Below are 23180 nucleotides of genomic sequence, written 5' to 3' on the forward strand. Positions count from 1 at the left end.
CGGCATTGTCGCCGCTTTGCCGGCGATATGAGGAATTTCCGCTGTGGCCGTGATGCAGAGCCAATCCGCAACTCCCGCGCCGGCAGGCCCGCTCGCGCGCCTGCGCGGGCTCGTTGCGGGCCTGCTCGGCGGCAGCCACGAGGCCTCCGTCACCAAGCGGCTCGCCGGCACCATCTTCATCATCCGCGTCATCAGCGCCGCGATCGCCTATCTGGCGCAGATCCTGCTGGCGCGCTGGATGGGCGCCTCGGACTACGGCATCTATGTCTATGTCTGGACCTGGGTGCTGCTGCTCGGCAGCATGCTGGACCTCGGCATCGCGCCGTCGGCGCAGAAGATCATTCCGGAGTACCGCACGCGCGGCGAACTGGCGCTGCTGCGCGGCTTTCTCTCCGGCAGCCGCTGGCTGACGCTGGCGTCCTCCGGCATCATCGCGCTGCTGCTGGCCGGCGTGGTCCATCTGCTGTCGCCCTGGATGGATCCCAATTCGATCGTGCCGCTCTATATCGGCTGCCTGACGCTGCCGGCCTTCGTCGTCGCCAACACCCAGGACGGCATCGCGCGTTCGCACGACTGGATGCAGCTCGGCCTGATGCCGCAATTCATCATCCGCCAGGGGCTGATCATCGGACTGACCGCCAGTGCGCTGGCGCTCGGCCTCAATCTCGGCGCCACCGCCGCGATGGCGGCGAGCGCCGCGGCGGTGTGGATTTCCATGATCGGCCAGATGATCGTGCTGAACCGCCGCCTCGTCAGCCATATCGAGCCCGGCGAGAAGACCCACGATGTCAAGGGCTGGCTGGCGACCTCGCTGCCGATCCTGCTGGTCGAGAGCTTCTACCAGTTGCTGTCCTACACCGACGTGCTGATGCTGCAGCAGTTCCGCCCGTCCGAGGAGGTCGGCGTCTACTTCGCCGTGGTCAAGACGCTGGCGCTGGTCTCCTTCATCCACTACGCGATGGCGGCGACGACGGCGCACCGTTTCGCCGAATACAACGCACTCGGCGACAAGGATCGGCTGTCGGCCTATGTCGCACACGCGATCAAATGGACGTTCTGGCCGTCGCTGCTCGCTACCGCGGCCCTGCTCGTGGTCGGCAAGCCGTTGCTGTGGCTGTTCGGCCCGAACTTCGTCGGCGGCTACGACATCATGCTGGTCGCCGCGATCGGGCTGATCGTGCGCTCGGCGATCGGGCCGGTGGAGCGCCTGCTCAACATGCTCGGCCACCAGCAGATCTGCGCGGCGGCCTATGCCGTGGCCTTCTTCATGAATGTCGGGCTCTGCATGGCGCTGGTGCCGCGCTACGGCGGCATGGGCGCGGCGGCCTCGACCTCGCTGTCGCTGACCTTCGAGACCATTTTGTTGTTCTACGTCGTGCGCTCGCGGCTCGGCCTGCATGTGCTGGCGTTCGGGAAGCGCTGATACGACAGCGCCTGCGATCGCCAAATCAATCCCCCATCTCACAATAACGAAAGCCGGCCCTGATCCGATCAGGGCCGGCCTTTGCCTGTCACCGACAATCAGCGGCGCGGATTATTCCGCGGTCCAGCCGCCGTCGATCGAGTAGTTGGAGCCGGTGATCTGCGCAGCGTCGTCGCTGCACAGGAACAGCGCCAGCGCGGCGACCTGCTCGGAGGTCACGAACTCCTTGGTCGGCTGCGCGGCGAGCAGCACGTCCTTGATGACCTGCTCCTTGGTCAGGTTGCGCGCCTTCATGGTCTCCGGAATCTGGTGCTCGACCAGCGGCGTCCAGACATAGCCCGGGCTGATGCAGTTGACGGTGATCTTGTGCTGCGCGAGCTCGAGCGCGGCGGTCTTGGTCAGGCCGGCGATGCCGTGCTTGGCCGAGACATAGGCCGACTTGAACGGCGAGGCGACCAGCGAGTGCGCCGAGGCGGTGTTGATGATGCGGCCCCAGCCGCGCTTCTTCATGCCGGGGATGGCGGCGCGGATGCCGTAGAACGCCGACGACAGGTTGATCGCGATGATCGCTTCCCACTTCTCCGGCGGAAACTCCTCGATCGGCGAGACGAACTGGATGCCGGCATTGTTGACGAGGATGTCGACCGAGCCGAAGGTCTTCTCGCCGAGCGCGACCATCTCGGCGATCTCCGCCGGCTTGGTCATGTCCGCCGGCGAATGCACCGCCTTGACCTTGAAGTCGGTCTCGATGCCGGAACGCTCCTTCTCGATGTCGGCCGGCACGCCCATGCCGTTGAGAACGATATTGGCGCCGGCGCCCGCGAAGCCGCGCGCGATCGCCAATCCGATGCCACTGGTCGAACCGGTCACAACGGCGGTCTTGCCTGTCAACGTACCCATGTCGATCGCTCCTATTTGCTTGCGGGAGATTTTCCTTCGTCTCCCGTCAGGTCGTAAGTCACCATGGTTTCCCCGGACTGCGGCCGTTCTAGCCATTCTTTGTGACGCATCGACAAATGCACGTCGCGCACGCCGGCGCCCCAGTGCTCGACCATCGCGACATGGGAGAAGTCGTAGTCCTTGGAATTGGTCTCGTAGTTCTTGCTCTTGTAGATCAGGTGCACCACCGTGACGGTGTTCTCCTTGGAAGCCTTGCGCAGCAGCTCGACCGACGGATCGTTCTTCAGATAGTCCGGCAGCTTGCCGATCAGGTCGCGCACCGCCATGCGGGCGTTGTGGATCTGCTTGTTCTTGTCGGTGTTCATCCGCGTCCTCGAGGAATAGCGGATGTCCTTTTCGCGCTCGGCGGCCTCCAGCAGCGTCTCCGGCAAGGGTCCGCGCGCGGAAAACAGGTCGACCTGGAAGATCAGGAGATCGCGCGTCGTCTCCTCGTCGAGCACGAAGTCGAGCGGGGTGTTGGAGGCGATGCCGCCGTCCCAATAGTGCTCGCCCTCGATCACGACGGAAGGGAAGCCCGGCGGCAGCGCACCGGAGGCCATGATGTGCTCGGGGCCGATCTTCTTGCCGAGCTTCTTGAACTCGTAATTGTCGAAGTAGCGGAAGTTGCCCGAGGTGACGCCGACCGCGCCGACCGACAGGCGGGTCTTCAGATCGTTGATGCGATCGAAGTCGACGAGATGCTCCAGCGTCTTCTTCAGCGGCGCGGTGTCGTAATAGCTCAGCGACGCCGAGCTGCCCGGCGGCCAGAACGGCGCCGGCGGAATCCGCGGGGTGAAGAAGCCGGGCACGCCGAAGGTCGCGATCAGCGCCGCGCTGGTCTCGTTGAACAGCGAGCGGGCGCGCTCGCCCTTGGCGACCGGATTCCACGACACCGGGGAGGACACCATCTCCCAAAATTCCTTGAGCCGCGGCACCCGGTTGGCCGGCTCGTTGCCGGCGATGATCGCGGCATTGATGGCGCCGATCGAGATGCCGGCGATCCATTCCGGCTCGAAGCCAGCGTGACAGAGCGCCTGGAAGGCGCCGGCCTGGTAGGAGCCGAGCGCGCCGCCGCCCTGCAGAACGAGCACGCGATGCGCTTGCGCGGGCGCCGTGTCCGGCGCGGAATCCGAGGTATTCATTGGAAACCGTTCGGTCAGGAAAACACGTTGCGGCGCAGCGTGGCGGCTGTCGGGCGCGGCGTCAATCTGCGAGATGAGCTCCTATTGAGCGTGATCGTTTCTGAAACCGCATCACACTCTTCCGGATCCGCTCACGCCGAATTTATCGAAATCAGGTTGCCGCCAAAATGAGCGTCCAAAACACCTTGTACTTGGTGTTGGGAGCATAGACCGCCGCGATGCCCATTTTTGTGACACCGCTCTTCAGCATATTGGCCTTGTGCGGCGGTGAATCGCGCCAGCCGGAAAACGCTTCCGCCAGCGTGTGATAGCCGGCCGAGATGTTCTCGACCGCCACCGTTGCCGGATAGCCGCCGGCCTGCAGCCGCTTGCCGAGCGGGGCCTTGACGTCGTGGTCCATCTTGTTGCGGGCGGCCATCGCCTGCGACTGCTGCTCGGCGAGCCTCACCAGGTCGGGGTCGACCACGATGGTCCCCAGCCCGTTGTTCTGACGGTATTGGGAGAACAGGATCGCCGCGGCCTGGTTGTCCAGCACCGCGCCGGGCTGTGCCATGTTGAGATACATGGCCGGTTCTTCCGGGATCTTGGTGTCCGCGGCGCAGCCGGCAAGCACCAGCAGCCCGAACAGGGCGACCATCGTCCGTTTCACGTCTGAAAACCCCCACAAGTTGGCCGGCCGTTGTTGCATACCAACCGTGGCTGAATGGTGAACGGCGGCTAACTTTTGGCGGTCAAAAGCCGTCATTCGGAGGCCTACCGGCATTCGGGGGCTACCGGCCTTTGCTTCCCCCTTCCCCCTGAAAGGGGGAAGGTCGGGATGGGGGTCCGGCCCCAAGCGACGGTGTCCGCGGAGAGAGGAGATCCCCACCCGCTTTGCTCTGGCGAGCAAAGCAACCTCCCCTTTTCAAGGGGAGGTTTCGGCCCGGATCGAGCCCCGCGCTCTACCAGGCCATCCCGTTGACACCGTTGTGCGTTTCTGGCTCCGTCGGTCCGCACTGCCCGTCCGGTTGGGGAAGATGATGAGCCAGGAAGCCGCCCTGCCGATCGCCGATCCGGCGACGACACAATCGATCTTCGATTGGCTCGAACGGTTTTCCGCCTGCGTCAGGGCGGTGGACTATGCGGCCGCCCGCCCGTTCTGGCACTCCGACATCATCTCCTTCGGCACCTACCAGGAGTTGATCCGCGGCCGCGCGCGCTGGGCCGAGATGCAATGGGACAATGTCTGGCCGCGCACGGCGGATTTCGCCTTCGATCTCGCCAACACGGTGGTGCTGGCAAGCGCCGACGGCAGCGTGGCCACGGTGATCACGCCCTGGACGAGTACCGGCTTCCACGCCGATGGCAGCCGCTTCGATCGGCCAGGGCGTGCGACGATCATTCTCGCGCGTCAGGCCGACGGGCGCTGGCTCGGCATTCACTCCCACATGTCGCTCCAGCGCGGGGTGCCGCAGGACAGCCACGGCAACCGGCCGGTCAAGGCCCGCTAATCGGGGAGCCCGGATAGGGACGCGTAGCCCGGATAGAGCGCAGCGCAATCCGGGCTGGCTTCCCCTTCCCCCTGAAAGGGGGAAGGTCGGGATGGGGGTCGGCCCCAAGCGACGGTGTCCGCGGAGAGAGCAGATCCCCACCCGCTTTGCTCTTGGCGAGCAAAGCGACCTCCCCTTTTCAAGGGGAGGGTGAAGACCCAGTAGCGGGCCCCTAATCCTGCGCGGCAAAGATCCGGTAGCGGCGGGGCTGCAGGGAGACGATTTCGCCGGCTTGCAGCTCGCGGTCGCGGGGGGCGTCGATCTCGATCACGGTCTTGCCTGCGTCGCCGGCCAGCGCCACTTCGGCGCGCTGGATCGGGCCGAACGAACGGACGTGGCGGATCGCGCCGTCCAGCGCGCCCGAGCCCGCCGGGCCGATCGCCATGTCGTGGCGGCGGACGAACAGTTTTGCCGCGCCGGATGCCGCACCCAGCGCCGGGATGTTGAGCGGACGGCCGTCCAGCCGCACCGCGTCGCCGGCGACATCGACCGGCAGCACGATGGATTCGCCGATGAAGCCGTGGACGAAGGCGGTGGCCGGATTGTCGTAAACTTCGCCGGGCGAGCCGATCTGCTCGATCTTGCCCTTGTCCATCACCACGACGCGGTTGGCGACCTCGAGCGCCTCCTCCTGGTCGTGGGTAACGAAGATCGAGGTGACGTGGATCTCGTTGTGCAGCGAGCGCAGCCATTGCCGCAGCTCCTTGCGCACCTTGGCGTCGAGCGCGCCAAAGGGTTCGTCGAGCAAGAGGATGCGCGGCTCGATCGCGAGCGCACGCGCCAGCGCGATGCGCTGCCGCTGACCGCCGGACAATTGGCTCGGATAGCGGTTGGCAAGCCAGTCGAGTTGCACCAGATCGAGCAGCTCCTTGACGCGGGCGCGGATCGTCGCCTCGTCCTTGCGGACCGCGCGCGGCTGCACGCGAAGGCCGAAGGCGACGTTCTCGAACACGGTCATGTGCCGGAACAGCGCGTAGTGCTGAAACACGAAGCCGACCTGGCGCTCGCTGGCGCCGCGGGTCAGCGCGTTCTCGCCGTCGATCGCGACTTCGCCGGAGTCCGGCCAGTCGAGGCCGGCGATGATCCGCAGCAGCGTGGTCTTGCCGGAGCCGGACGGACCGAGCAGCGCCAACAGCTCGCCGTCGGCGACCTTGAGATCGACGTCGTCGAGCGCGGCAAAGCTGCCGAACGTCTTCACGATGTTCTTGACTTCAATCGCCATCGGCCACCTCTGTCTCGCCCAGCCGCCGCTCCAGAATGGTTTTCATGACCAGCGTGATCAGCGCCAGCATCGCCAGCAGCGATGCGATCGCGAACGACGCGACGAACTGGTATTCGTTGTAGAGAATCTCGACCAGCAGCGGCATCGTGTTGGTCTCGCCGCGGATGTGGCCGGAGACAACAGACACCGCGCCGAACTCGCCCATCGCGCGCGCGTTGCACAGCAGCACGCCGTAGAGCAGGCCCCATTTGATGTTCGGCAGCGTGACGCGGAAGAAGGTCTGCAGGCCGGAGGCGCCGAGCGAGATCGCGGCCTCCTCCTCCTGCGTGCCCTGCTCCTGCATCAGCGGGATCAGCGCGCGCGCCACGAACGGGAAGGTGACAAAGATCGTCGCCAGCGCGATGCCGGGCACCGCGAACAGGATATGGACGTTGTGGGCCTGCAGCCAGGTGCCGAAGAAGCCTTGGGCGCCGAACAGCAGCACGAAGACGAGGCCGGAGATCACCGGCGAGACCGAGAACGGCAGGTCAATCAGCGTGATCAGGAAGGTCTTGCCGGTGAATTCGAATTTCGAGATCGCCCAGGCCGCGATCACCCCGAACACGAGGTTGAGCGTCACCGAGATCGCGGCGACCACGAGCGTCAGCTCGATCGCCGCCATCGCCTCGGGCTCGGCCAGCGCCGCGATATAGGCCATGATGCCCTTCGAGAAGGCGGATGCGAACACCACGACCAGCGGCAGCACCACGAACACGCTGAGGAAGGTGATCGCCAGCGCGATGATGATGAAGCGGATCGGCCCCGGCTCGGTGCGCAAATTGCGCGGCGCCATGGCCGGCTGGGCGCGCACGATCTCGAGCCGCGGCGCCGGCGCCGCGACGCTGACGTCGGTCGTGGGCGCGTAGGTCCGCAACTGCCTGGTCGAAGTCACCAATCCCGTCTGCATCGACATCGCAAGGCCTCAATGCGCGGGAATGCGGGTTTGCGCCCAGCGCTGCAGGCGGTTGATCAGGAAGATGATCAGGAACGAGGCCAGCAGCATCACCACCGCGATCGCGGTGGCGTCGGCGTAACGGAATTCGGACAGCCGGATCACGATCAGCAGCGGCGCGATCTCGGAGACGTTGGGCAGATTGCCGGCGATGAAGATCACCGAACCGTACTCGCCGATGGCGCGGGCGAAGGCCAGCGCAAAGCCGGTGAGCAGCGCCGGGATCAGGCTCGGCAGGATGACGCGGAATACGGTGTGCCAGCGGTTGGCGCCCAGGCTCGCCGCCGCCTCCTCGATCTCAGGATCGAGGTCGATCAGCACCGGCTGCACCGTGCGCACCACAAAGGGAATGCCGATGAAGATCATCGCGATGAAGATGCCGATCGGCGTGAACGCGACCTTGATGCCGAGCTCGGCGAGCGGCGCGCCGAGCCAGCCCTTCTGCGCGAACAGCTGCGTCAGCGCGACGCCGGCGACCGCGGTCGGCAGCGCAAAGGGAATGTCGACGATGGCGTCGAACAGCCGTCGGCCCGGAAAGCGGTAGCGCACCAGCGCCCAGACGATGATGGTGCCCATCACCAGATTGACGCAGGCCGCCGCAAACGACAGCCCGAACGAAATCTTCAGCGCATTCAGGGTGCGGCGGCTGGTGATGATGCCCCAGAACTGGTCGAGGCTAAGCTCGAAGGTCTTGAGGAACAGGCCGGCCAGCGGAATCAGGATAATGACGGAGAGCCAAGTCAGGGTCAGTCCCATGGTGAGACCGAACCCCGGCAGGGTACTGCGCCGTGCAACCGCTGTGCTCACAAATCCCCCTGTTCGACCTAAAGCGCGATCCATCGCGCTTTAGTCTGTTGGCTACGCATGATCTTATCGGAAAACCGCGTCACACTTTTCCGGATCATGCGCCGATATTTCGATCAGTTCTTGTAGATCTGATCGAAGATGCCGCCCTCGGCGAAGTGCTCCTTCTGCGCCTTGGTCCAACCACCAAAAACGTCGTCGATGGTGAAAAGTTCAACCTTGGCGAAGGATTTTTCGTACTCCCTGGCGATCTCGGGGTCGCGCGGCCGGTAGGAGTTGCGCGCGGCAATCTCCTGGCCTTCCCTGGTGTACCAGTATTTCAAATACGCCTCGGCGACCGCGCGGGTGCCTTTTTTGTCGGCAACGGTGTCGACGACGGCGACCGGCGGCTCGGCCAGGATCGACTGCGGCGGCGCCACGATCTCGAACTTGTCCTTGCCGAATTCGCGTTGCGCCAGAAAGGCTTCGTTCTCCCACGCGAGCAGCACGTCGCCGACGCCGCGCTCGACGAAGGTGACGGTCGAGCCGCGCGCCCCGGTGTCGAGCACCGGCACGTTCTGGTAAAGATCGGCGACGAACTTCTTGGCCTTGTCGGCAGAACCATACTTCTTCTGCGCGTAACCCCAGGCGGCAAGATAATTCCAGCGCGCGCCCCCCGAGGTCTTCGGGTTCGGCGTGATCACGGCGACGCCCGGCTTGATCAAATCGTCCCAGTCCTTGATGCCCTTGGGATTGCCCTTGCGCACCAGGAACACGATGGTCGAGGTGTAGGGCGAGGCGTTGAGCGGCAGCCGCTTCTGCCAGTCCGCCGCGACCAGGCCCTTACCGGCGATCGCATCGATGTCGTAGGCCAGCGCCAGCGTGACGATGTCGGCCTGCAGCCCGTCGATCACCGCGCGCGCCTGCGAGCCGGAGCCGCCATGCGACTGCTTGATCTCGACGCTCTTGCCGGTCTCCTTCTGATAGGCCGCGGCGAACGCCTTGTTGAAGTCGACATAGAGCTCGCGCGTCGGATCGTAGGACACGTTAAGCAGCGACACGTCGGCGGCGAACGCCGAGCTTGCCCACAACAGCCCCGCGATCAGCGGCAGGATACGACGGACCATCTTGCTCTCCATTCAACCCCGGGAATGTCAGGGGAACACACCCTGACATAACTCGCGGTGAAGCGGGTGTAAGTCAACGAAACCGGTTTTCTTTGTTTTCTGTCGTGCAGCGCGCTTGTGCTACGAAGTCACCGCACTGCAAACGCTTTGTTACGACATCTTCATCGTATGGATGCCGCATTCGGTCTTCGCCCGGCCACGCCAGCGGCCAGCGCGTGCATCCTCGCCGGCGGCGGACCGGCTCGAGCAAGGCATACACCCGACCGACTGATATCCCGATGCGACAAGTGGATGCGGCGGGAGCTTTGCAAGCGCGTAGATCGCCTCGATGTCCTCGCGGGAGACGTTGGCGAATGGATTGAATTTCAATCTGACGCCGTCATCCTCGACCACTGGGATGTCGGCGCGCGTACCGCCCTGGAACCGCTTGCGGCCGTTGATCCAGCCGGCGAACGGCTTTAGCGCGCGCGCCAGCGGTTCGACCTTGCGGATGCGGCAGCAGGCGTCGGGATCGTTGAACCACAGCTCGCGATCCGGATCCTGTTGCGCCAGCGCCTGTTCGTCGGGCTTGATCGAACGCACATCGGTGAGCCCGAGCGCCTTGATCAGCGTATCGCGATAAGCCAGCGTCTCCTCGAACAGCCAGCCGGTGTCGAGGAAAACGACGGGAATCGACGGATCGACATCCGCCATCACCTTGAGCAGTGCGGCAGACTCGGTGCCGAACGACGACACCAGCGCCAGCTTCTCGCGGCCGACCGTCTCCAGCGCAGCGGCGATCACCTCGGCGGGCGAGGCGGTGCGCAGCGCACGGTCGAGCGCATCGGCGGACGGCAATGCGCCCGCCTGCGGCTGCGCGAGCTCCGGTGCAAGCGTGCTCACTGGCCGGCGCTCTCCGAATGGCGCTGCTGCATGCGGCGGTTCAGCGCGGTGACGCGGCCGTCGCCGGTCGGCTGATAGAACACCGAGTAGCGCTTCATGGTCTCGGCGAAGGCGTCGGCATCCGCATCCTTCTTGACCTCGAAGGCGTCGAAGCCGGCGCGGGTCATGAACACGAACTGGTCGCGCAGGATCTGGCCGGTGGCGCGCAGCTCGCCGTCATAGCCGTAGCGCTCGCGCAGCAGGCGCGCCTGGCTGTAGGCGCGGCCGTCGCGGAAGGTCGGAAACACCAGCGCGACCGAGGCCAGACGATCGAGATGGGGCACGAGATCGTCGAGATTGCGGTTGTTCGGCCAGACCACCCCCACCTTGCCGGGGCGGCGCAGCAGCGCCTCCGGATCGGCGAGAAAGCGTTCGGCCGTCACCAGCACCGCGCCGTCGCCCGGCAATTCGGCGCCGTCGGCGACATGGACGAACAGATCGGTCGTGATTCTTCCCTGCTTAACGAGTGGCATAGACCCGCTCCCTGAATGGCTCGACGCCCAGACGCTTCACCGTGTCGACGAACAGCTCCTCGGGACGGTCGCGCAGCGCGAGATAGGCTTCGACAATGTCTTCGATCACGTCGGCGACTTCCGCATAGGGAACGGCCGGGCCGATCAAGGTGCCCATCTGCGCGTTCTCGTCGGCGCGGCCGCCGATCGTGATCTGATAAAACTCCTCGCCGTTCTTCTCGACGCCGAGAATGCCGATGTGGCCGACATGGTGATGGCCGCAGGCATTGATGCAGCCGGAGATGTTGATGTGGAGCCGGCCGATCAGGCCGGCGGTGTCGTGGTTGGCAAAGCGCCGCGTCAGCTCCTGCGCGATCGGGATCGAGCGCGCATTGGCCAGCGAGCAGTAGTCCAGCCCCGGGCAGGCGATGATGTCGGTGACGAGGTTGACGTTCGGCGTCGCCAGGCCAAGGCGGTCGAGCGCCTTGAACAGCGCTGGCAGGTCGCGCTTGGCGACATGCGGCAGCGCCAGGTTCTGCTCGTGGCCGACGCGAACCTCGCCGAACGAATATTTGTCGGCGAGATCGGCAAGCGCGTCCATCTGCTCGGCGGTGGCGTCGCCGGGCGGGCCGCCGACCGGCTTCAGCGACAGCGTCACGATCGAATAGCCCTGCACCTTGTGCGGCGACACCGAGTTCTTGCGCCAGCGCTCGAACAGCGGGTCATGCGCGGCCTGCTTCAGCTCGTCCGGCATGTGCGGCAGCTTTTCGTAAGCAGGATAGGAGAAGCGCGAGCGGACCTCCTCGATGGCGGCGTGGTCGAGCCGCAGCTCGCTGTCGCCCATCTGCTTCCACTCTTCCTCGACTTCCTTGGCGAATTTTTCGATGCCGAGCTCGTGCACCAGGATCTTGATGCGCGCCTTGTAGATGTTGTCGCGGCGGCCGTACTGGTTGTAGACGCGCAGGATCGCTTCGATGTAGCTCAGCACGTCGCGGCCGTGCACGAACGGCTTGATGGTCTTGGCGATGAACGGCGTGCGGCCGAGCCCGCCGCCGACCAGCACCTCGAAACCGGTCTCGCCGTCGGCATTCTTGTGCAGCCGCAGCCCGATGTCGTGAATCTTGATCGCGGCGCGGTCGTGCTCGGAGGCGGTGATCGCGATCTTGAACTTGCGCGGCAGGAACGAGAATTCCGGATGCAGTGTGGTGTGCTGACGGATCAGCTCCGACCAGATCCGCGGGTCCTCGATCTCGCCCGGCGCGACGCCGGCCCACTGGTCCGAGGTGACGTTGCGCATGTTGTTGCCGGAGGTCTGCATCGCGTGGATGCCGACCTCGGCGAGATCGGCCAGCGCATCCGGCAGTTCGGCGAGCTTGATCCAGTTGAACTGGATGTTCTGCCGCGTGGTGAAATGGCCATAGCCGCGGTCGTAGCGGCGCGCGACATGGGCGAGCCGGCGCAGCTGCCTGGTCGACAGCGTGCCGTAGGGGATCGCGACGCGGAACATGTAGGCGTGCAGTTGCAGGTACACGCCGTTCTGCAGGCGCAGGATCTTGAATTCGTCCTCGGTGAGCTCGCCGGAGAGGCGGCGCTTCACCTGATCGCGGAATTCCGAGACACGCTCGTTGATCAGCGTGCGGTCGAGTTCGTCATATGCATACATGATGGATGAACCTTACGCCGGCGCCTTAAGCGGGGACCTGGAGGTCGATGGTGACGCCCTTGGCGCGGATCTGTTCGCGGAGATTGCCCGGCTTGACCTTGCCGCCGTCCTTGATCTCGACCGGCGCGATATAGGGGCCGACCGCGCCGACGTCGTCGGCGGTGGCTTCGGCCAGCAGCGCACGGGCGTCGTCGGAGGTGCTGACGATCGCGGAATCGGAAAGTTCGGTGGACCAGCCCTTTTGCGCGGTCCGGTACACCACCGCACCATCCCAGGTACGGTTGGCGGTGACCACCGACGGGCCCGTGATCCGGATTTTCTTTTGTTCGAGCGGAGAGGTCATTCGGCAGCCTTCAGCAATTCAGAGAACATTTGGTTGGAGAACAGTTGGGTGACGTTGGATCGGCTCCAGGGCGCGGAATGCGCGACCACGTCGCCGATGATGAGAACGGCGGGACCGCCGTCGACCTGTTTGACCAGTTCGGGCAGCCGCGCCAGCGTACCGACCGCGGCCTTGGCGTCGGGGCGGGTCACCCGCGCGAACACGCCGACCGGCGTTTCCGGCGAGCGGCCGGCTGCGAGCAGACCCTCGCGGATCGACGGTGCCGCGGTCATGCCCATGTAGACGACGACCGTCATCTTCGTATCGGTCAGCGCCGACCAGTCGACGACTTCGGCATCGCGCGCCTTATGCGCGGTGAGGAAGGAGATGCGCAGCGCCTCGTGCCGGAAGGTCAGCGGCACCTCGAATTGCGCCGCGGCGCCGAGACCGGCGGAGATCCCGGGAATGATGGAATAGGCAACGCCGGCGTCGCGCAGCGTCTCGATCTCTTCGCCGCCGCGGCCGAAGATGAAGGGATCGCCGCCCTTCAGCCGCACCGCGCGCTGGCCTGCCTGCGCGGCCTCGATCATCAATTTGTTGATGGCATCCTGGCCGATGCCGGGCTTGCCGACGCGGCGGCCGACCGGAATGCGCGAGGCATCGCGGCGGATGCGGTCGAGAATGTCCGGCGACACCAGTTCGTCATAGAATACGACATCGGCATCCTGCAGCGCGCGCAGCGCCTTGACGGTGAGCAAGTCGGGATCGCCCGGGCCGGCGCCGACCAGCGTGACGTGGCCAATCGCTTTTCCTTCCGCGCTCGCGCCTGCGAATGCGGCGGGATCGGCGATCGCGTTGAGCGCCTGCTCGGCATCGTCCTTGCGGCCGGCCAGCACCAGCGCGCCGATCGGGCCGTCGATGATGCGCTCCCAGAAGCGGCGGCGCAGCGGAAATTCCTCGATGCGAGCATGGATCGATTTGCGGACGCGGCCGATGAAGCCGGCGAGATCGCCGATCCGCGCCGGCAGCACCGCTTCGATGCGCTCGCGGATGCGGCGCGCCACCACCGGCGAGGTGCCGCCGGTCCCGACCGCGACCACGACATCGCCGCGATCGACGATAGCCGGCATGATAAAAGTGGAATGCGCGAGGTCGTCCATCACGTTGACCGGCAGGCCGATCGCCTTCGCGCGCGCCGACATCGCAACGCCGATCTCGCCGGCGCCGGCGCAGAGCACCGCAATGACGTCGGACAGATCAGCCGCAAGCGGATCGTCAGTGGCGCGCTCGATGCGCGCCGCGTCCTCGGCCGAAAGCCCGGCGAGATCATGATCACCGTCGGTCGCATACCAGCGAACCGCGGCGCCGGCGGCCGCCAGCAGCCGCAGCTTGGCGCGCACGAGCTCGCCCGCTCCAACGAGCAGCACCTTGCCGCTTTGCAGATCCAGAAACACAGGCAGGTATCGCATCAGACACTCGCTTCCCCAACTTGGGGGTTGACTGAAATTATTTTCTATTTATCTCTCGATCAAGGCCAGCAAAGAGAAAATTATTTCTTCTCTATTGCGGCGCAACTTTAGAATTTTCACCCCCTCAGGCCAAGGCCCGATAGATGCATCTTCTCGACAACGAATCCGCCACCGCCGGATCGCGTTCCGCCGCCCTCACGAAAGCATCTTTTGTGCCGCCGGCAGCCGCCGCGCAGGCCGCTCCGTCGATGGACCATCTCGACGAACTGGAGGCCCAGAGCATCTACATTTTGCGCGAGGCGTTCGCCCGGCTGAAGAAGCTCGCGCTGCTGTGGTCGCTCGGCAAAGATTCCAACGTGATGATCTGGCTGGCACGCAAGGCGTTCTTCGGCCGCGTGCCGTTCCCGGCGCTGCATGTCGACACCGGCAAGAAGTTTCCGGAGATGTACGCGTTCCGCGACCGCTTCGGCAAAGAGTGGGACCTCGACCTGCGCGTCGAGCCCTGCCCGCCGATCGACAGCGTCGACCCGACCCTGCCGCCGGCGGCGCGTTCTGCCGCGCGCAAGACCGAGGGGCTGAAGCTCGCGCTCAACAAATACGGCTTCGACGGATTGATCGCCGGCATCCGCCGCGATGAAGAGGCGACCCGCGCCAAGGAGCGCGTGTTCTCGCCGCGTGGCCTCGAAGGCGAATGGGACGTTCGCGACCAGCCGCCGGAGTTCTGGGACCAGTTCAACGCATCTCCGCCGCAGGGCGCGCACTTACGCATCCATCCGATCCTGCATTGGACCGAGGCCGATATCTGGGCCTACACCAAGCGCGAGAACATTCCGATCATCCCGCTCTATCTCGCCAAGGACGGCAAGCGCTACCGCTCGCTGGGCGACCAGGACATCACCAACCCGGTGGCGTCGACCGCGACCAGCATCGACGAAATCCTCGATGAGCTCGAGAACACCAAGATCCCGGAGCGCGCCGGCCGCGCGCTCGACCACGAGACCGAGGATGCGTTCGAGCGGCTGCGTGTCGCCGGCTATCTCTGATTTTCCCCTCGAAGAAAAACCTGGCCTTCCACTTCGTGCGAGCGTTCCGATGAACATGATCCTTCCCACCGCCGCGATCTCGGCAACGCCCAACGGCACCACGCGGCCGCAAGTGCGCATCGTCATCGTCGGCCATGTCGATCACGGCAAGTCGACCCTGGTCGGGCGCCTGTTGCATGAGACCGGCAGCCTGCCCGACGGCAAGCTGGAAATGCTGAAGGCGGTCAGCGCGCGGCGCGGCATGCCGTTCGAGTGGTCGTTCCTGCTCGACGCGCTGCAGACCGAGCGCGACCAGGGCATCACCATCGACACCACCCAGATCCGCTTCCGCACCCGCTCGCGCGACGTCGTGCTGATCGACGCGCCCGGCCACGCCGAATTCTTGCGCAACATGATCACCGGCGCCTCGCAGGCCGACGGCGCCGTGCTGATCATCGACGCGCTCGAAGGCGTGCGCGACCAGACCCGGCGCCACGGCTATTTGCTGCATCTGCTCGGCGTGAAGCAGGTCGCGGTCGTCGTCAACAAGATGGACCGCGTCGACTTCAGCGCCGATCGCTTCAAGCAGATCAGCGACGAGATTTCGACGCATCTGATCGGCCTCGGCGTCAAGCCGACCGCGGTGATCCCGATCTCGGCGCGCGACGGCGACGGCGTCGCCGAGCGCACGCTGCGGATCGACTGGTACAAGGGCCCGACCGTGGTCGACGCGCTCGATGCGCTCGAGCCGGCGCGGCCGCTGGCCGAATTGCCGCTGCGGCTGCCGGTGCAGGCGATCTACAAATTCGACGACCGCCGCATCGTTGCGGGCCGCATCGAGTCCGGCAGCCTGAAGGCCGGCGACGAGATCGTCATCATGCCGGCCGGCAAGATCGCCAAGATCAAGACCGTCGAGAGCTGGCCGGTGACGCCGGTGAACGGCCCGCACGGCGCCGGGCGCTCGGTCGGTATCACGCTCGACCGCGAACTGTTCCTCGAGCGCGGCGACATCATCGGGCACGCTGGGCAGAGCCCGCGTGACACCCGCCGCATCCGCGCGCGGATCTTCTGGCTGCACGACAAGCCGCTGACCAAGGGCGAGCAGATCCTGATCCGGCTCGGCACCCGCGAGAGCCGCGCCACCGTGGTGGCGATCGAAAAGGCGATCGACCCGGGCGCACTCTCGAACGAGGAAAACACCGCGATCGCGCGCAACCATGTCGGCGAGATCGATATCTCGCTGGCGCAGCCGGTTGCCGCCGATCCCTACACCGACAATCCGCGCACCGGGCGCCTGGTGATCGAGGTCAACGGCCGCATCGCCGGCGGCGGCCTCGTGCTGTCGGTCGACGCCGGCCGGCCCGCGGTGCCGGTCGATATCGTCCCCGTCGAATCCGCGCTGCGGCCCGACGAGCGCTCGGCACGCTACCGCCATAACGGCGCGGTGATCTGGCTGACCGGCCTGCCTGGCTCCGGCAAATCGACATTGGCGCGCGCGCTGGAACGCCGCCTGTTCGGCAATGGCGGATCGCCGATCCTGCTCGACGGCGACACGCTGCGCGCCGGATTGAACGGCGACCTCGGCTTCTCGCCACAGGATCGCGCCGAAAACATCCGCCGCCTTGCCGAGGTCGCGACCCACCTCGCGCGCAACGGCCATATCGCGATCGTCGCCGCGGTGTCGCCGTCGGCCGCCGACCGCGCCGCCGCGCGCCGCATCGCCGACAGCGCGTTCCGCGAGATCTACATCGCGACGCCGGCCGAGGTCTGCGAGACCCGCGACCCCAAGGGCCATTACGCCAAAGCCCGCGCCGGCGCGCTGCAAGGCTTCACCGGCATCGGCAACGACTATCAGCCGCCGTCGGGCAATGAGCTCACCATCGACACCTCGAACCGCTCGGTGACTGATGCCACCGACGAGATCGAGCGGATGCTGGCGAAGACCGGCGTGCTGTTCGACGAGCTGACCGACCTCGCGGCGAATATCTAACCGCTTGTCGTTGCCCGGCTTCGACCGGGCGACCCAGTATTCCAGAGACGTCAGTGCTTTAGCCGAGAGGTCGCGGCGTACTGGATGCCCCGCTCAAGGCGGGGCATGACACCGGAGTGTGGGTTACGGGGGGCCTTCTCAGAGCCGTGGCTTTAGGGCTAAAAGGGCCGTGAACGCGGCCCTTTGGCGCGTTTTTTGCTGATTTCTTCCGAAAACAGCGCCTAAACGCCCCATTTCCTTGAGAAAGCCCATCATGAATCGTGTCGATGCCCATGGATTGAAGATCGCCCCTGTCCTGTTCGATTTCATCGCCAAGGAGGCGGCCCCCAAAACCGGGATCGCGCCGGATGCATTCTGGGCCGGACTTGCCGCCATCCTCCAGAAGCTCGGACCGAAGAACCGCGAGCTGCTCGCGTTCCGCGACACGCTGCAGGCCAAGATCGACGACTGGCATCGCGCCCACAAGGGCAAGGCGTTCGACCTCAACGCCTACACCGCGTTCCTGAAGGAGATCGGCTATCTCCTCCCCGAGCCCGCGACCCACACGGTCGAGACCGCCAATATCGACGAGGAGATCGGCAAGATCTGCGGTCCGCAGCTCGTGGTGCCACTCACCAACGCCCGCTACGCGCTGAACGCCGCCAACGCGCGCTGGGGCTCGCTCTACGACGCCTTCTACGGCACCGACGCGATCCCGCATGACCCGAGCGATGCCGGCAAGGGCTACAACAAGGCGCGCGGCGACAAGGTGATCGCAAAGGCAAAAGCCTTCCTCGACGCCTCCGCGCCGCTTGCCACCGGCAGCCACACCGACGTCACCGCCTACAGCGTGATCGCCGGCCAGCTATCCGCAAAACTGAAGAGCGGCAATTCCACCGGCTTGAAGAATGCCGCGCAGTTCGCCGGCTATCAGGGCGATGCGGCCGCGCCGAGCGCGATCCTGCTGGTCAACAACGGGCTGCATGTCGACGTCCAGATCGACCGCAAGCATCCGATCGGCAAGGACGATCCGGCCGGCGTTGCCGACATGATCATGGAAGCCGCGGTCTCCACCATTCTCGACATGGAAGACTCGGTCGCCGCGGTCGATGCCGAGGACAAGGTGCTGGTCTATCGCAACACGCTCGGCCTGATGAACGGCACGCTGTCTGCCGATTTCGAGAAGGGCGGCAAGACCATGACCCGTGCGCTCAACACCGACCGCGTCTACAAGACGCCGGCCGGCGGCGAGCTGAAGCTGCATGGCCGCAGCCTCTTGCTGATGCGCAATGTCGGCCACCACATGTTCACCGACGCGGTGCTCGACGCCAAGGGCGAGGAGATTCCGGAAGGCATTCTGGACGCCGCCGTCGCCGGCCTGCTCGCGATCCACGACCTCAAGGGCAATTCGAAGACCAAGAACAGCCGCACCGGCTCGGTCTATATCGTCAAGCCGAAGATGCACGGCCCCGACGAGGTGCAGCTGACCTGCGACCTGTTCGGCGAGGTCGAGAAGATGCTCGGCCTGGCCGAGAACACCATCAAGGTCGGCATCATGGATGAGGAACGCCGCACCACGGTCAACCTCAAGGCCTGCATCCAGCGCGCCTCCAAGCGCATCATGTTCATCAACACCGGCTTCCTCGACCGCACCGGCGACGAGATTCACACCTCGATGGAAGCGGGTCCGATGATCCGCAAGAACGACATGAAGGCGCAACCCTGGATCAAGGCCTATGAGGACTGGAACGTCGACACCGGTCTGGTCGACGGCCTGCCCGGCCACGCCCAGATCGGCAAGGGCATGTGGGCCGCGCCCGACAAGATGGCTGACATGCTCACCCAGAAGATCGGCCATCCGCAGGCCGGCGCCACCACCGCCTGGGTGCCGTCGCCGACCGCGGCGACGCTGCACGCCCTGCACTATCACCAGGTCAGCGTAACAGCGCGCCAGCAGGAGCTTGCCAAGGGCGGGCCGCGCGCAAAACTCTCCGACATCCTCACCATTCCGGTATCGCAGTCGAACTGGGCGCCCGACGACGTCAAGCAGGAGATCGACAACAACTGCCAGGGCATTTTGGGTTACGTCGTGCGCTGGATCGATCAGGGCGTCGGCTGCTCCAAGGTGCCCGACATCCACGACGTCGGCCTGATGGAAGACCGCGCCACCTTGCGCATCTCGAGCCAGCACCTGGCGAACTGGCTGCATCAGGGCGTCATCACCAAGGACCAGGTAATGGAGTCACTGAAGCGCATGGCGGTTGTGGTCGACAAGCAGAACGCCGGGGACTCGCTCTACAAGCCGATGGCGCCCTCCTTCGACGGCGTTGCCTTCAAGGCCGCCTGCGACCTCGTGTTCGAGGGCCGCACCCAGCCGAACGGCTACACTGAATACATCCTCACCGCGCGCCGCCGCGAGGCCAAGGCCGCGGGCTGATTGGCGCAGCGTACACACAGCAAAAGCCCCGGCACAGTGCCGGGGCTTTTTTGTTCGAAGTGCAGTTCTGCGCGCAATCACTCCGTCACCCTGAGGAGCGCGCCCTTGCGCGCGTCTCGAAGGATGCATGGCCCGGCTGGTGGCCGTCGACCCTTCGAGACGCGCGCAAGAGCGCGCTCCTCAGGGTGACGGGTCGGAGCACAGCTAGAACACCGCGAGATATTTCAGCAGCGAGACGATGCCGATGATGATGACGATGACGCGCGCGATCTGCTTGGCGCGGCCGTCGAGCGGCAGCATGTTGATGAGATAAAGAACCAGGATAATGACAAGGAAGGTAACGAGTACGCCGACGAGCATGCGGGCCCCCTGAAGGCATGGTTGAAGGTCACGAACAGTCCCACTTCAACGTGTCGTCCAAGGCTCGGTTCCCGACGGAGGAACCGCGAGTAACCGACAAAACACAAGTGATTCCAACGGTTCCGTAGTTATACGGCATCAAAAATTTTAAGGTCTTTACCCTTCTTGCCCCAAATGGCGAAAGCTTTGGGGGAAGCAACATGCTCAATCGCCTGACCGTATCGGCGCTGCTGAAGGCCGTTATCCTCGTCACCTCGTTCTGCGTGGTGGTGGCGATCTCGCTCAATGCCTGGGAGTCCTTCGGACGCCTGCGGGTCGCAAGCCGCATCTCGGTGATCGCGGATGCCTCGGCCAATCTGTTCAAGGCGATGCACAATCTGCGCACCGACCGCTCAACCTCGACCCGCCTGCTCGGTTCGGACGCGGCTGTCGATCCGGAGATCGAGAAGTACCTGCGCAACATCCGCGACACCGAGATGCCGGCGATATCGAATGCGCTCACGGTGCTCGGCAGCTTCGAATTCGCGTAGCAGAAGACGCTGGTCGGCGAGCTCGACCGCCTGTTCAAGATCATGACCACGCTGCAGAGCGAGTTCTGGGATGCGATGGCCAAGTCGAAGGCCTCGCGCCGGCCGGCGCTCGCCAAGGATTACACCGACACGGTGAACGCGCTGCTCGACACCATGGACAAGTTGTCCGGCGTGCTCGCCGCCGACGTCAATCACAAGGACGCCATGATCGACCAGTTGCTGGCGATCAAGCAGATCGCCTGGCTGCTGCGCAACACGGCCGGCGAAGCCTCGCTGATCGTCTCCACCGGGCTCAACAAGGGCAGCGTCACGCCCGAGATCAGGACCAGCTACACCAGGTTCGTCGGCGGCATCGAGGCCGCATGGAGCGCGCTGGAATTGACCACTGCGGGCATGCAATTGCCGCAGGCGCTGTCGAGCGCGATGGCCGCCAACAAGACCGCCTATTTCGAGCCGCAATACCTGACGCTGCGCGATCGCCTGCTCGACACGCTTGCCGCGGGCGGCAAGCCCGAGCTGACCGCGAACCAGTGGACCCCGCTCACCGTCGGCCGTCTCGCCGCCGCGGTCGGCGTTGCCGAAGCGGCGCTCGATGCGGCCAAGGCGCACGCTGCGGGCCAGTATTCCTCCGCCCGCGAGGCCCTGATCATGCAGCTCGCGCTGCTCGCCGTCGCGATCGGTCTCGCCGTCGGCGCACAGCTGTTGGTCGGCCGCCGCGTCATCGCGCCGCTGCACCGGATGCGCGACGCCATGCTCAAGGTCGCGTCCGGCGATCTCTCGGTCGACACCGGCTATGCCGGGCGCGGCGACGAGATCGGCGCGCTGGCCGGGGCGCTCGAGACGTTCAAGCAGCAGGCCGAGGAGAAGGTCAGGATCGAGGGCCAGGAGCGCGAACGCAATGCGGGGGCTGCGGCGCGCCAGGTCGCGATCGAGGGCCATGTCGGCGAGTTCGAGGGCCTGGTGCGCGAGACGCTGGACCGGCTCGGCGATGCCTCCGGCCAGATGCGCACCACCTCGAACGGCCTGTCATCGGTGTCGCGGCAGACCAACGAGCGCGTCCAGGTCGCCGAGAAGGCCTCCGGCGAGGCCTCGATGAGCGTCGAAGCAGTCGCCGCCGCGGCCGAGGAGCTCAGCGCCTCGATCAACGACATCAGCCAGCAGGCCGCGCACGCCGCCGGCATCGCCAGCCGCGCGGTGAACCAGGCGCGCGAGACCGACGGCACCGTGCAGGGCCTGGCCAAATCCGCCGGCCGGATCGGCGAGGTGGTCGGCCTGATCAACAGCATCGCGGCGCAGACCAACCTGCTCGCGCTCAACGCCACCATCGAGGCCGCACGCGCCGGCGATGCCGGCCGCGGCTTTGCGGTGGTGGCCTCCGAGGTCAAATCGCTGGCGAGCCAGACCGCCAAGGCGACCGAGGAGATTTCCGAGCAGATCGCCGACATCCAGAAGGTGGCGGGCGATGCGATCGACGCCATCAAGGGCATCGGCAGCATCATCGGCGAGGTCAACGAGGTCGTCAACGAGGTCGCCACCGCGATCGCCGCCGCGGTCCAGGAACAGGGCGCCGCGACCCAGGAGATCACCCGCAGCACGCAGTTCGCGGCGCACGGCACCAAGAACGTCTCCGAGAACATCACCGGCGTGAAGCTCGACGCCGATGCCTCGGCCGCGGCCGCCGACCAGGTCAAGCGCGCCTCGGAGCTGCTCGAGACCCAGAGCCAGCAGCTCGGCCATCAGGTCACCGCGTTCCTCGGCCGAATCCGCGCGGCGTGATTTGAGCCGCGGTCTTCGCTGCTTGACCCGTCACCCTGAGGTGCGAGCTCTTGCGAGCCTCGAAGGGTCGACGGCCACCAGCCGGGCCGTGCATCCTTCGAGGCTCGCCGAAGAGGCTCGCACCTCCAGCGACAAAGGCGAAGCCTTTGCGCGGGGATGACGGTGTTGGTTTGCTCAGCTTGCTCGGTGTCATCACCCGGCTTGCCGCCTCCGCTAAAGCTTCGGCGTGCCCAAGGTCGCAAGCCTCGTCGAAGCCTTGGCGTAGACGGGACCGGGTGATCCAGTATTCCAGAGACGCCGGTGATAGAAGCGAGGGGCAGCGGCGTACTGGATCGCCCGGTCCATGTGCGCAATTGCGCACAGGCCTGGCGATGACAGCGGTGGGTGAGGACAAAGCTTCACACCCTCTCAGGATGACGGATTACTGACGGATCACTCCCGCGCCACCACCGGCGCGCGCTGGTACTTGGCGCGGATGCGGTCGGGGACCGGGGAGAAGTTGACCTCGGCGCTGCGGCGATCGATGCGGCTGACCGACATCAGTCCGTCCTTGCCAGCGACGATGTCGCCCTTGCGCAGGGTCGGATCGTCCTCGATCTTGACCGCGGCGAGGCCAACCGGATCCTTGCCGTTGCAGGTGCAGCCCGCGACGATCTCGTCGCGATAGCGGAATGCGTTGGGCAGCTCGGAATAGGGTTTTCCATCCTCGGTCTCGGCGCTGTCGATGTTGCCGCCATAGACCACCTCGGTGGCGCTCGCCGGACAGAAGCTGTTGCAGGATTCCTGCTTGCTCTGCCTGCCGGTCGCCGCGAGCGGGAAGTAGCGGCCGTCGCAGCTCCGCACGCAATAGGCCTGGCCGCCGCCATAGCTGCTGTAGCGCGGACGCTCGACCCGCTGCGCCGGCGCATAGCCATCATCGAACGGCATCCGGACCATCGGAGGACGGCCCTGCATCAGGCCGCCGAACAATTGCGAGAAGAAGTCCTGGGCCTGCGCGGCGGGCGCCAGCGAAACGCAGCACAACGCTGCCGTCCCGAGCGTCCACCGTATCGTCGTCCGTCTCACCATAACCAGTCTCTTCGTTTGAGCATGATCTTTTCGGA

Annotated in this window: 19 protein-coding genes and 1 pseudogene; 6 read left to right on the forward strand and 14 right to left on the reverse strand. The window is 65.5% G+C overall.

Annotated features, from left to right (window positions below):
- Positions 1-43 precede the first annotated feature (43 nt).
- On the forward strand, positions 44-1423 hold the full coding sequence (locus XH93_RS39240; RefSeq protein WP_246799436.1) for a flippase: 1380 nt from the start codon (positions 44-46) through the stop codon (positions 1421-1423).
- A 111-nt stretch (positions 1424-1534) separates the two neighbouring features.
- Here XH93_RS39240 and XH93_RS39245 read toward each other — a convergent pair whose 3' ends face one another.
- The 3 genes from XH93_RS39245 to XH93_RS39255 all read right to left on the reverse strand — a co-directional run bounded on the left by XH93_RS39245 (position 1535) and on the right by XH93_RS39255 (position 4153).
- Positions 1535-2323, reverse strand: coding sequence for a 3-hydroxybutyrate dehydrogenase (locus tag XH93_RS39245; protein WP_139480414.1), 789 nt, complete (start codon positions 2321-2323; stop codon positions 1535-1537).
- Between the two features lie 11 nt (positions 2324-2334).
- Entirely contained in the window at positions 2335-3504 is a 1170-nt protein-coding gene (locus XH93_RS39250; RefSeq protein ID WP_194471549.1) for a DUF3734 domain-containing protein, read from the reverse strand.
- A gap of 151 nt (positions 3505-3655) precedes the next feature.
- The gene (locus XH93_RS39255; RefSeq protein WP_139480412.1) at positions 3656-4153 is read right to left on the reverse strand and encodes a CAP domain-containing protein; all 498 of its coding nucleotides are present in this window, start codon (positions 4151-4153) and stop codon (positions 3656-3658) included.
- A gap of 370 nt (positions 4154-4523) precedes the next feature.
- Here XH93_RS39255 and XH93_RS39260 point away from each other — a divergent pair, with 370 nt between their 5' ends.
- A complete protein-coding gene (locus XH93_RS39260; protein ID WP_194471550.1) occupies positions 4524-4994 on the forward strand; it encodes a nuclear transport factor 2 family protein in 471 nt (156 codons plus the stop codon).
- 211 nt (positions 4995-5205) lie between these two features.
- Here the strand turns inward: XH93_RS39260 and XH93_RS39265 are convergent, their stop codons facing one another.
- The 9 genes from XH93_RS39265 to cysG all read right to left on the reverse strand — a co-directional run bounded on the left by XH93_RS39265 (position 5206) and on the right by cysG (position 13983).
- Positions 5206-6255, reverse strand: a complete 1050-nt coding sequence (locus XH93_RS39265) for a sulfate/molybdate ABC transporter ATP-binding protein (protein ID WP_139858059.1) — start codon at positions 6253-6255, stop codon at positions 5206-5208.
- Positions 6245-7087 (reverse strand): sulfate ABC transporter permease subunit CysW, encoded by an 843-nt coding sequence (gene cysW, locus XH93_RS39270; protein WP_194475509.1) that lies wholly within the window; start codon positions 7085-7087, stop codon positions 6245-6247. Before cysW ends, XH93_RS39265 begins: the two co-directional genes overlap by 11 nt.
- Positions 7088-7216: 129 nt before the next feature.
- Complete coding sequence (gene cysT, locus XH93_RS39275) at positions 7217-8002, reverse strand: sulfate ABC transporter permease subunit CysT (protein ID WP_246799764.1); 786 nt, start codon at positions 8000-8002, stop codon at positions 7217-7219.
- Between the two features lie 164 nt (positions 8003-8166).
- Positions 8167-9156, reverse strand: a complete 990-nt coding sequence (locus XH93_RS39280) for a sulfate ABC transporter substrate-binding protein (protein WP_172626651.1) — start codon at positions 9154-9156, stop codon at positions 8167-8169.
- Positions 9157-9306: 150 nt separating this feature from the next.
- Positions 9307-10038 carry a phosphoadenylyl-sulfate reductase gene (locus tag XH93_RS39285; protein ID WP_194471552.1) on the reverse strand — a complete coding sequence of 244 codons (732 nt, stop codon included), beginning with the start codon at positions 10036-10038 and terminating at the stop codon, positions 9307-9309.
- Positions 10035-10550: a DUF934 domain-containing protein gene (locus XH93_RS39290; protein ID WP_194471553.1), complete on the reverse strand. Its 516-nt coding sequence runs from the start codon at positions 10548-10550 to the stop codon at positions 10035-10037. The genes XH93_RS39285 and XH93_RS39290 overlap by 4 nt, the downstream gene beginning before the upstream one ends.
- Complete coding sequence (locus XH93_RS39295) at positions 10537-12192, reverse strand: nitrite/sulfite reductase (protein ID WP_194471554.1); 1656 nt, start codon at positions 12190-12192, stop codon at positions 10537-10539. The genes XH93_RS39290 and XH93_RS39295 overlap by 14 nt, the downstream gene beginning before the upstream one ends.
- A 25-nt stretch (positions 12193-12217) precedes the next feature.
- Positions 12218-12535 (reverse strand): DUF2849 domain-containing protein, encoded by a 318-nt coding sequence (locus XH93_RS39300; protein WP_139858066.1) that lies wholly within the window; start codon positions 12533-12535, stop codon positions 12218-12220.
- Complete coding sequence (gene cysG, locus XH93_RS39305; RefSeq protein ID WP_194471555.1) at positions 12532-13983, reverse strand: siroheme synthase CysG; 1452 nt, start codon at positions 13981-13983, stop codon at positions 12532-12534. Before cysG ends, XH93_RS39300 begins: the two co-directional genes overlap by 4 nt.
- A 248-nt stretch (positions 13984-14231) precedes the next feature.
- Here cysG and cysD point away from each other — a divergent pair, with 248 nt between their 5' ends.
- The 3 genes from cysD to XH93_RS39320 all read left to right on the forward strand — a co-directional run bounded on the left by cysD (position 14232) and on the right by XH93_RS39320 (position 19411).
- Positions 14232-15026 carry a sulfate adenylyltransferase subunit CysD gene (gene cysD, locus XH93_RS39310; protein WP_194475510.1) on the forward strand — a complete coding sequence of 265 codons (795 nt, stop codon included), beginning with the start codon at positions 14232-14234 and terminating at the stop codon, positions 15024-15026.
- Between the two features lie 49 nt (positions 15027-15075).
- A complete protein-coding gene (gene cysC, locus XH93_RS39315; RefSeq protein ID WP_194471556.1) occupies positions 15076-16995 on the forward strand; it encodes an adenylyl-sulfate kinase in 1920 nt (639 codons plus the stop codon).
- 253 nt (positions 16996-17248) lie between these two features.
- Positions 17249-19411, forward strand: a complete 2163-nt coding sequence (locus XH93_RS39320) for a malate synthase G (protein ID WP_194471557.1) — start codon at positions 17249-17251, stop codon at positions 19409-19411.
- Positions 19412-19615: 204 nt separating this feature from the next.
- Here XH93_RS39320 and XH93_RS39325 read toward each other — a convergent pair whose 3' ends face one another.
- Positions 19616-19771 carry a Thivi_2564 family membrane protein gene (locus XH93_RS39325; RefSeq protein ID WP_139480398.1) on the reverse strand — a complete coding sequence of 52 codons (156 nt, stop codon included), beginning with the start codon at positions 19769-19771 and terminating at the stop codon, positions 19616-19618.
- Positions 19772-19971: 200 nt separating this feature from the next.
- Between XH93_RS39325 and XH93_RS39330 the strand changes: the two are divergent.
- Positions 19972-22077, forward strand: a pseudogene (locus XH93_RS39330) (methyl-accepting chemotaxis protein).
- A 432-nt stretch (positions 22078-22509) separates the two neighbouring features.
- On the opposite strand, the gene XH93_RS39335 reads toward XH93_RS39330, so the two are convergent.
- Complete coding sequence (locus XH93_RS39335) at positions 22510-23145, reverse strand: DUF2865 domain-containing protein (RefSeq protein ID WP_194471558.1); 636 nt, start codon at positions 23143-23145, stop codon at positions 22510-22512.
- Positions 23146-23180: the final 35 nt, after the last annotated feature.

It is taken from the genome of Bradyrhizobium sp. CCBAU 51753 (genome assembly GCF_015291565.1).
Lineage (GTDB): Bacteria > Pseudomonadota > Alphaproteobacteria > Rhizobiales > Xanthobacteraceae > Bradyrhizobium > Bradyrhizobium ivorense.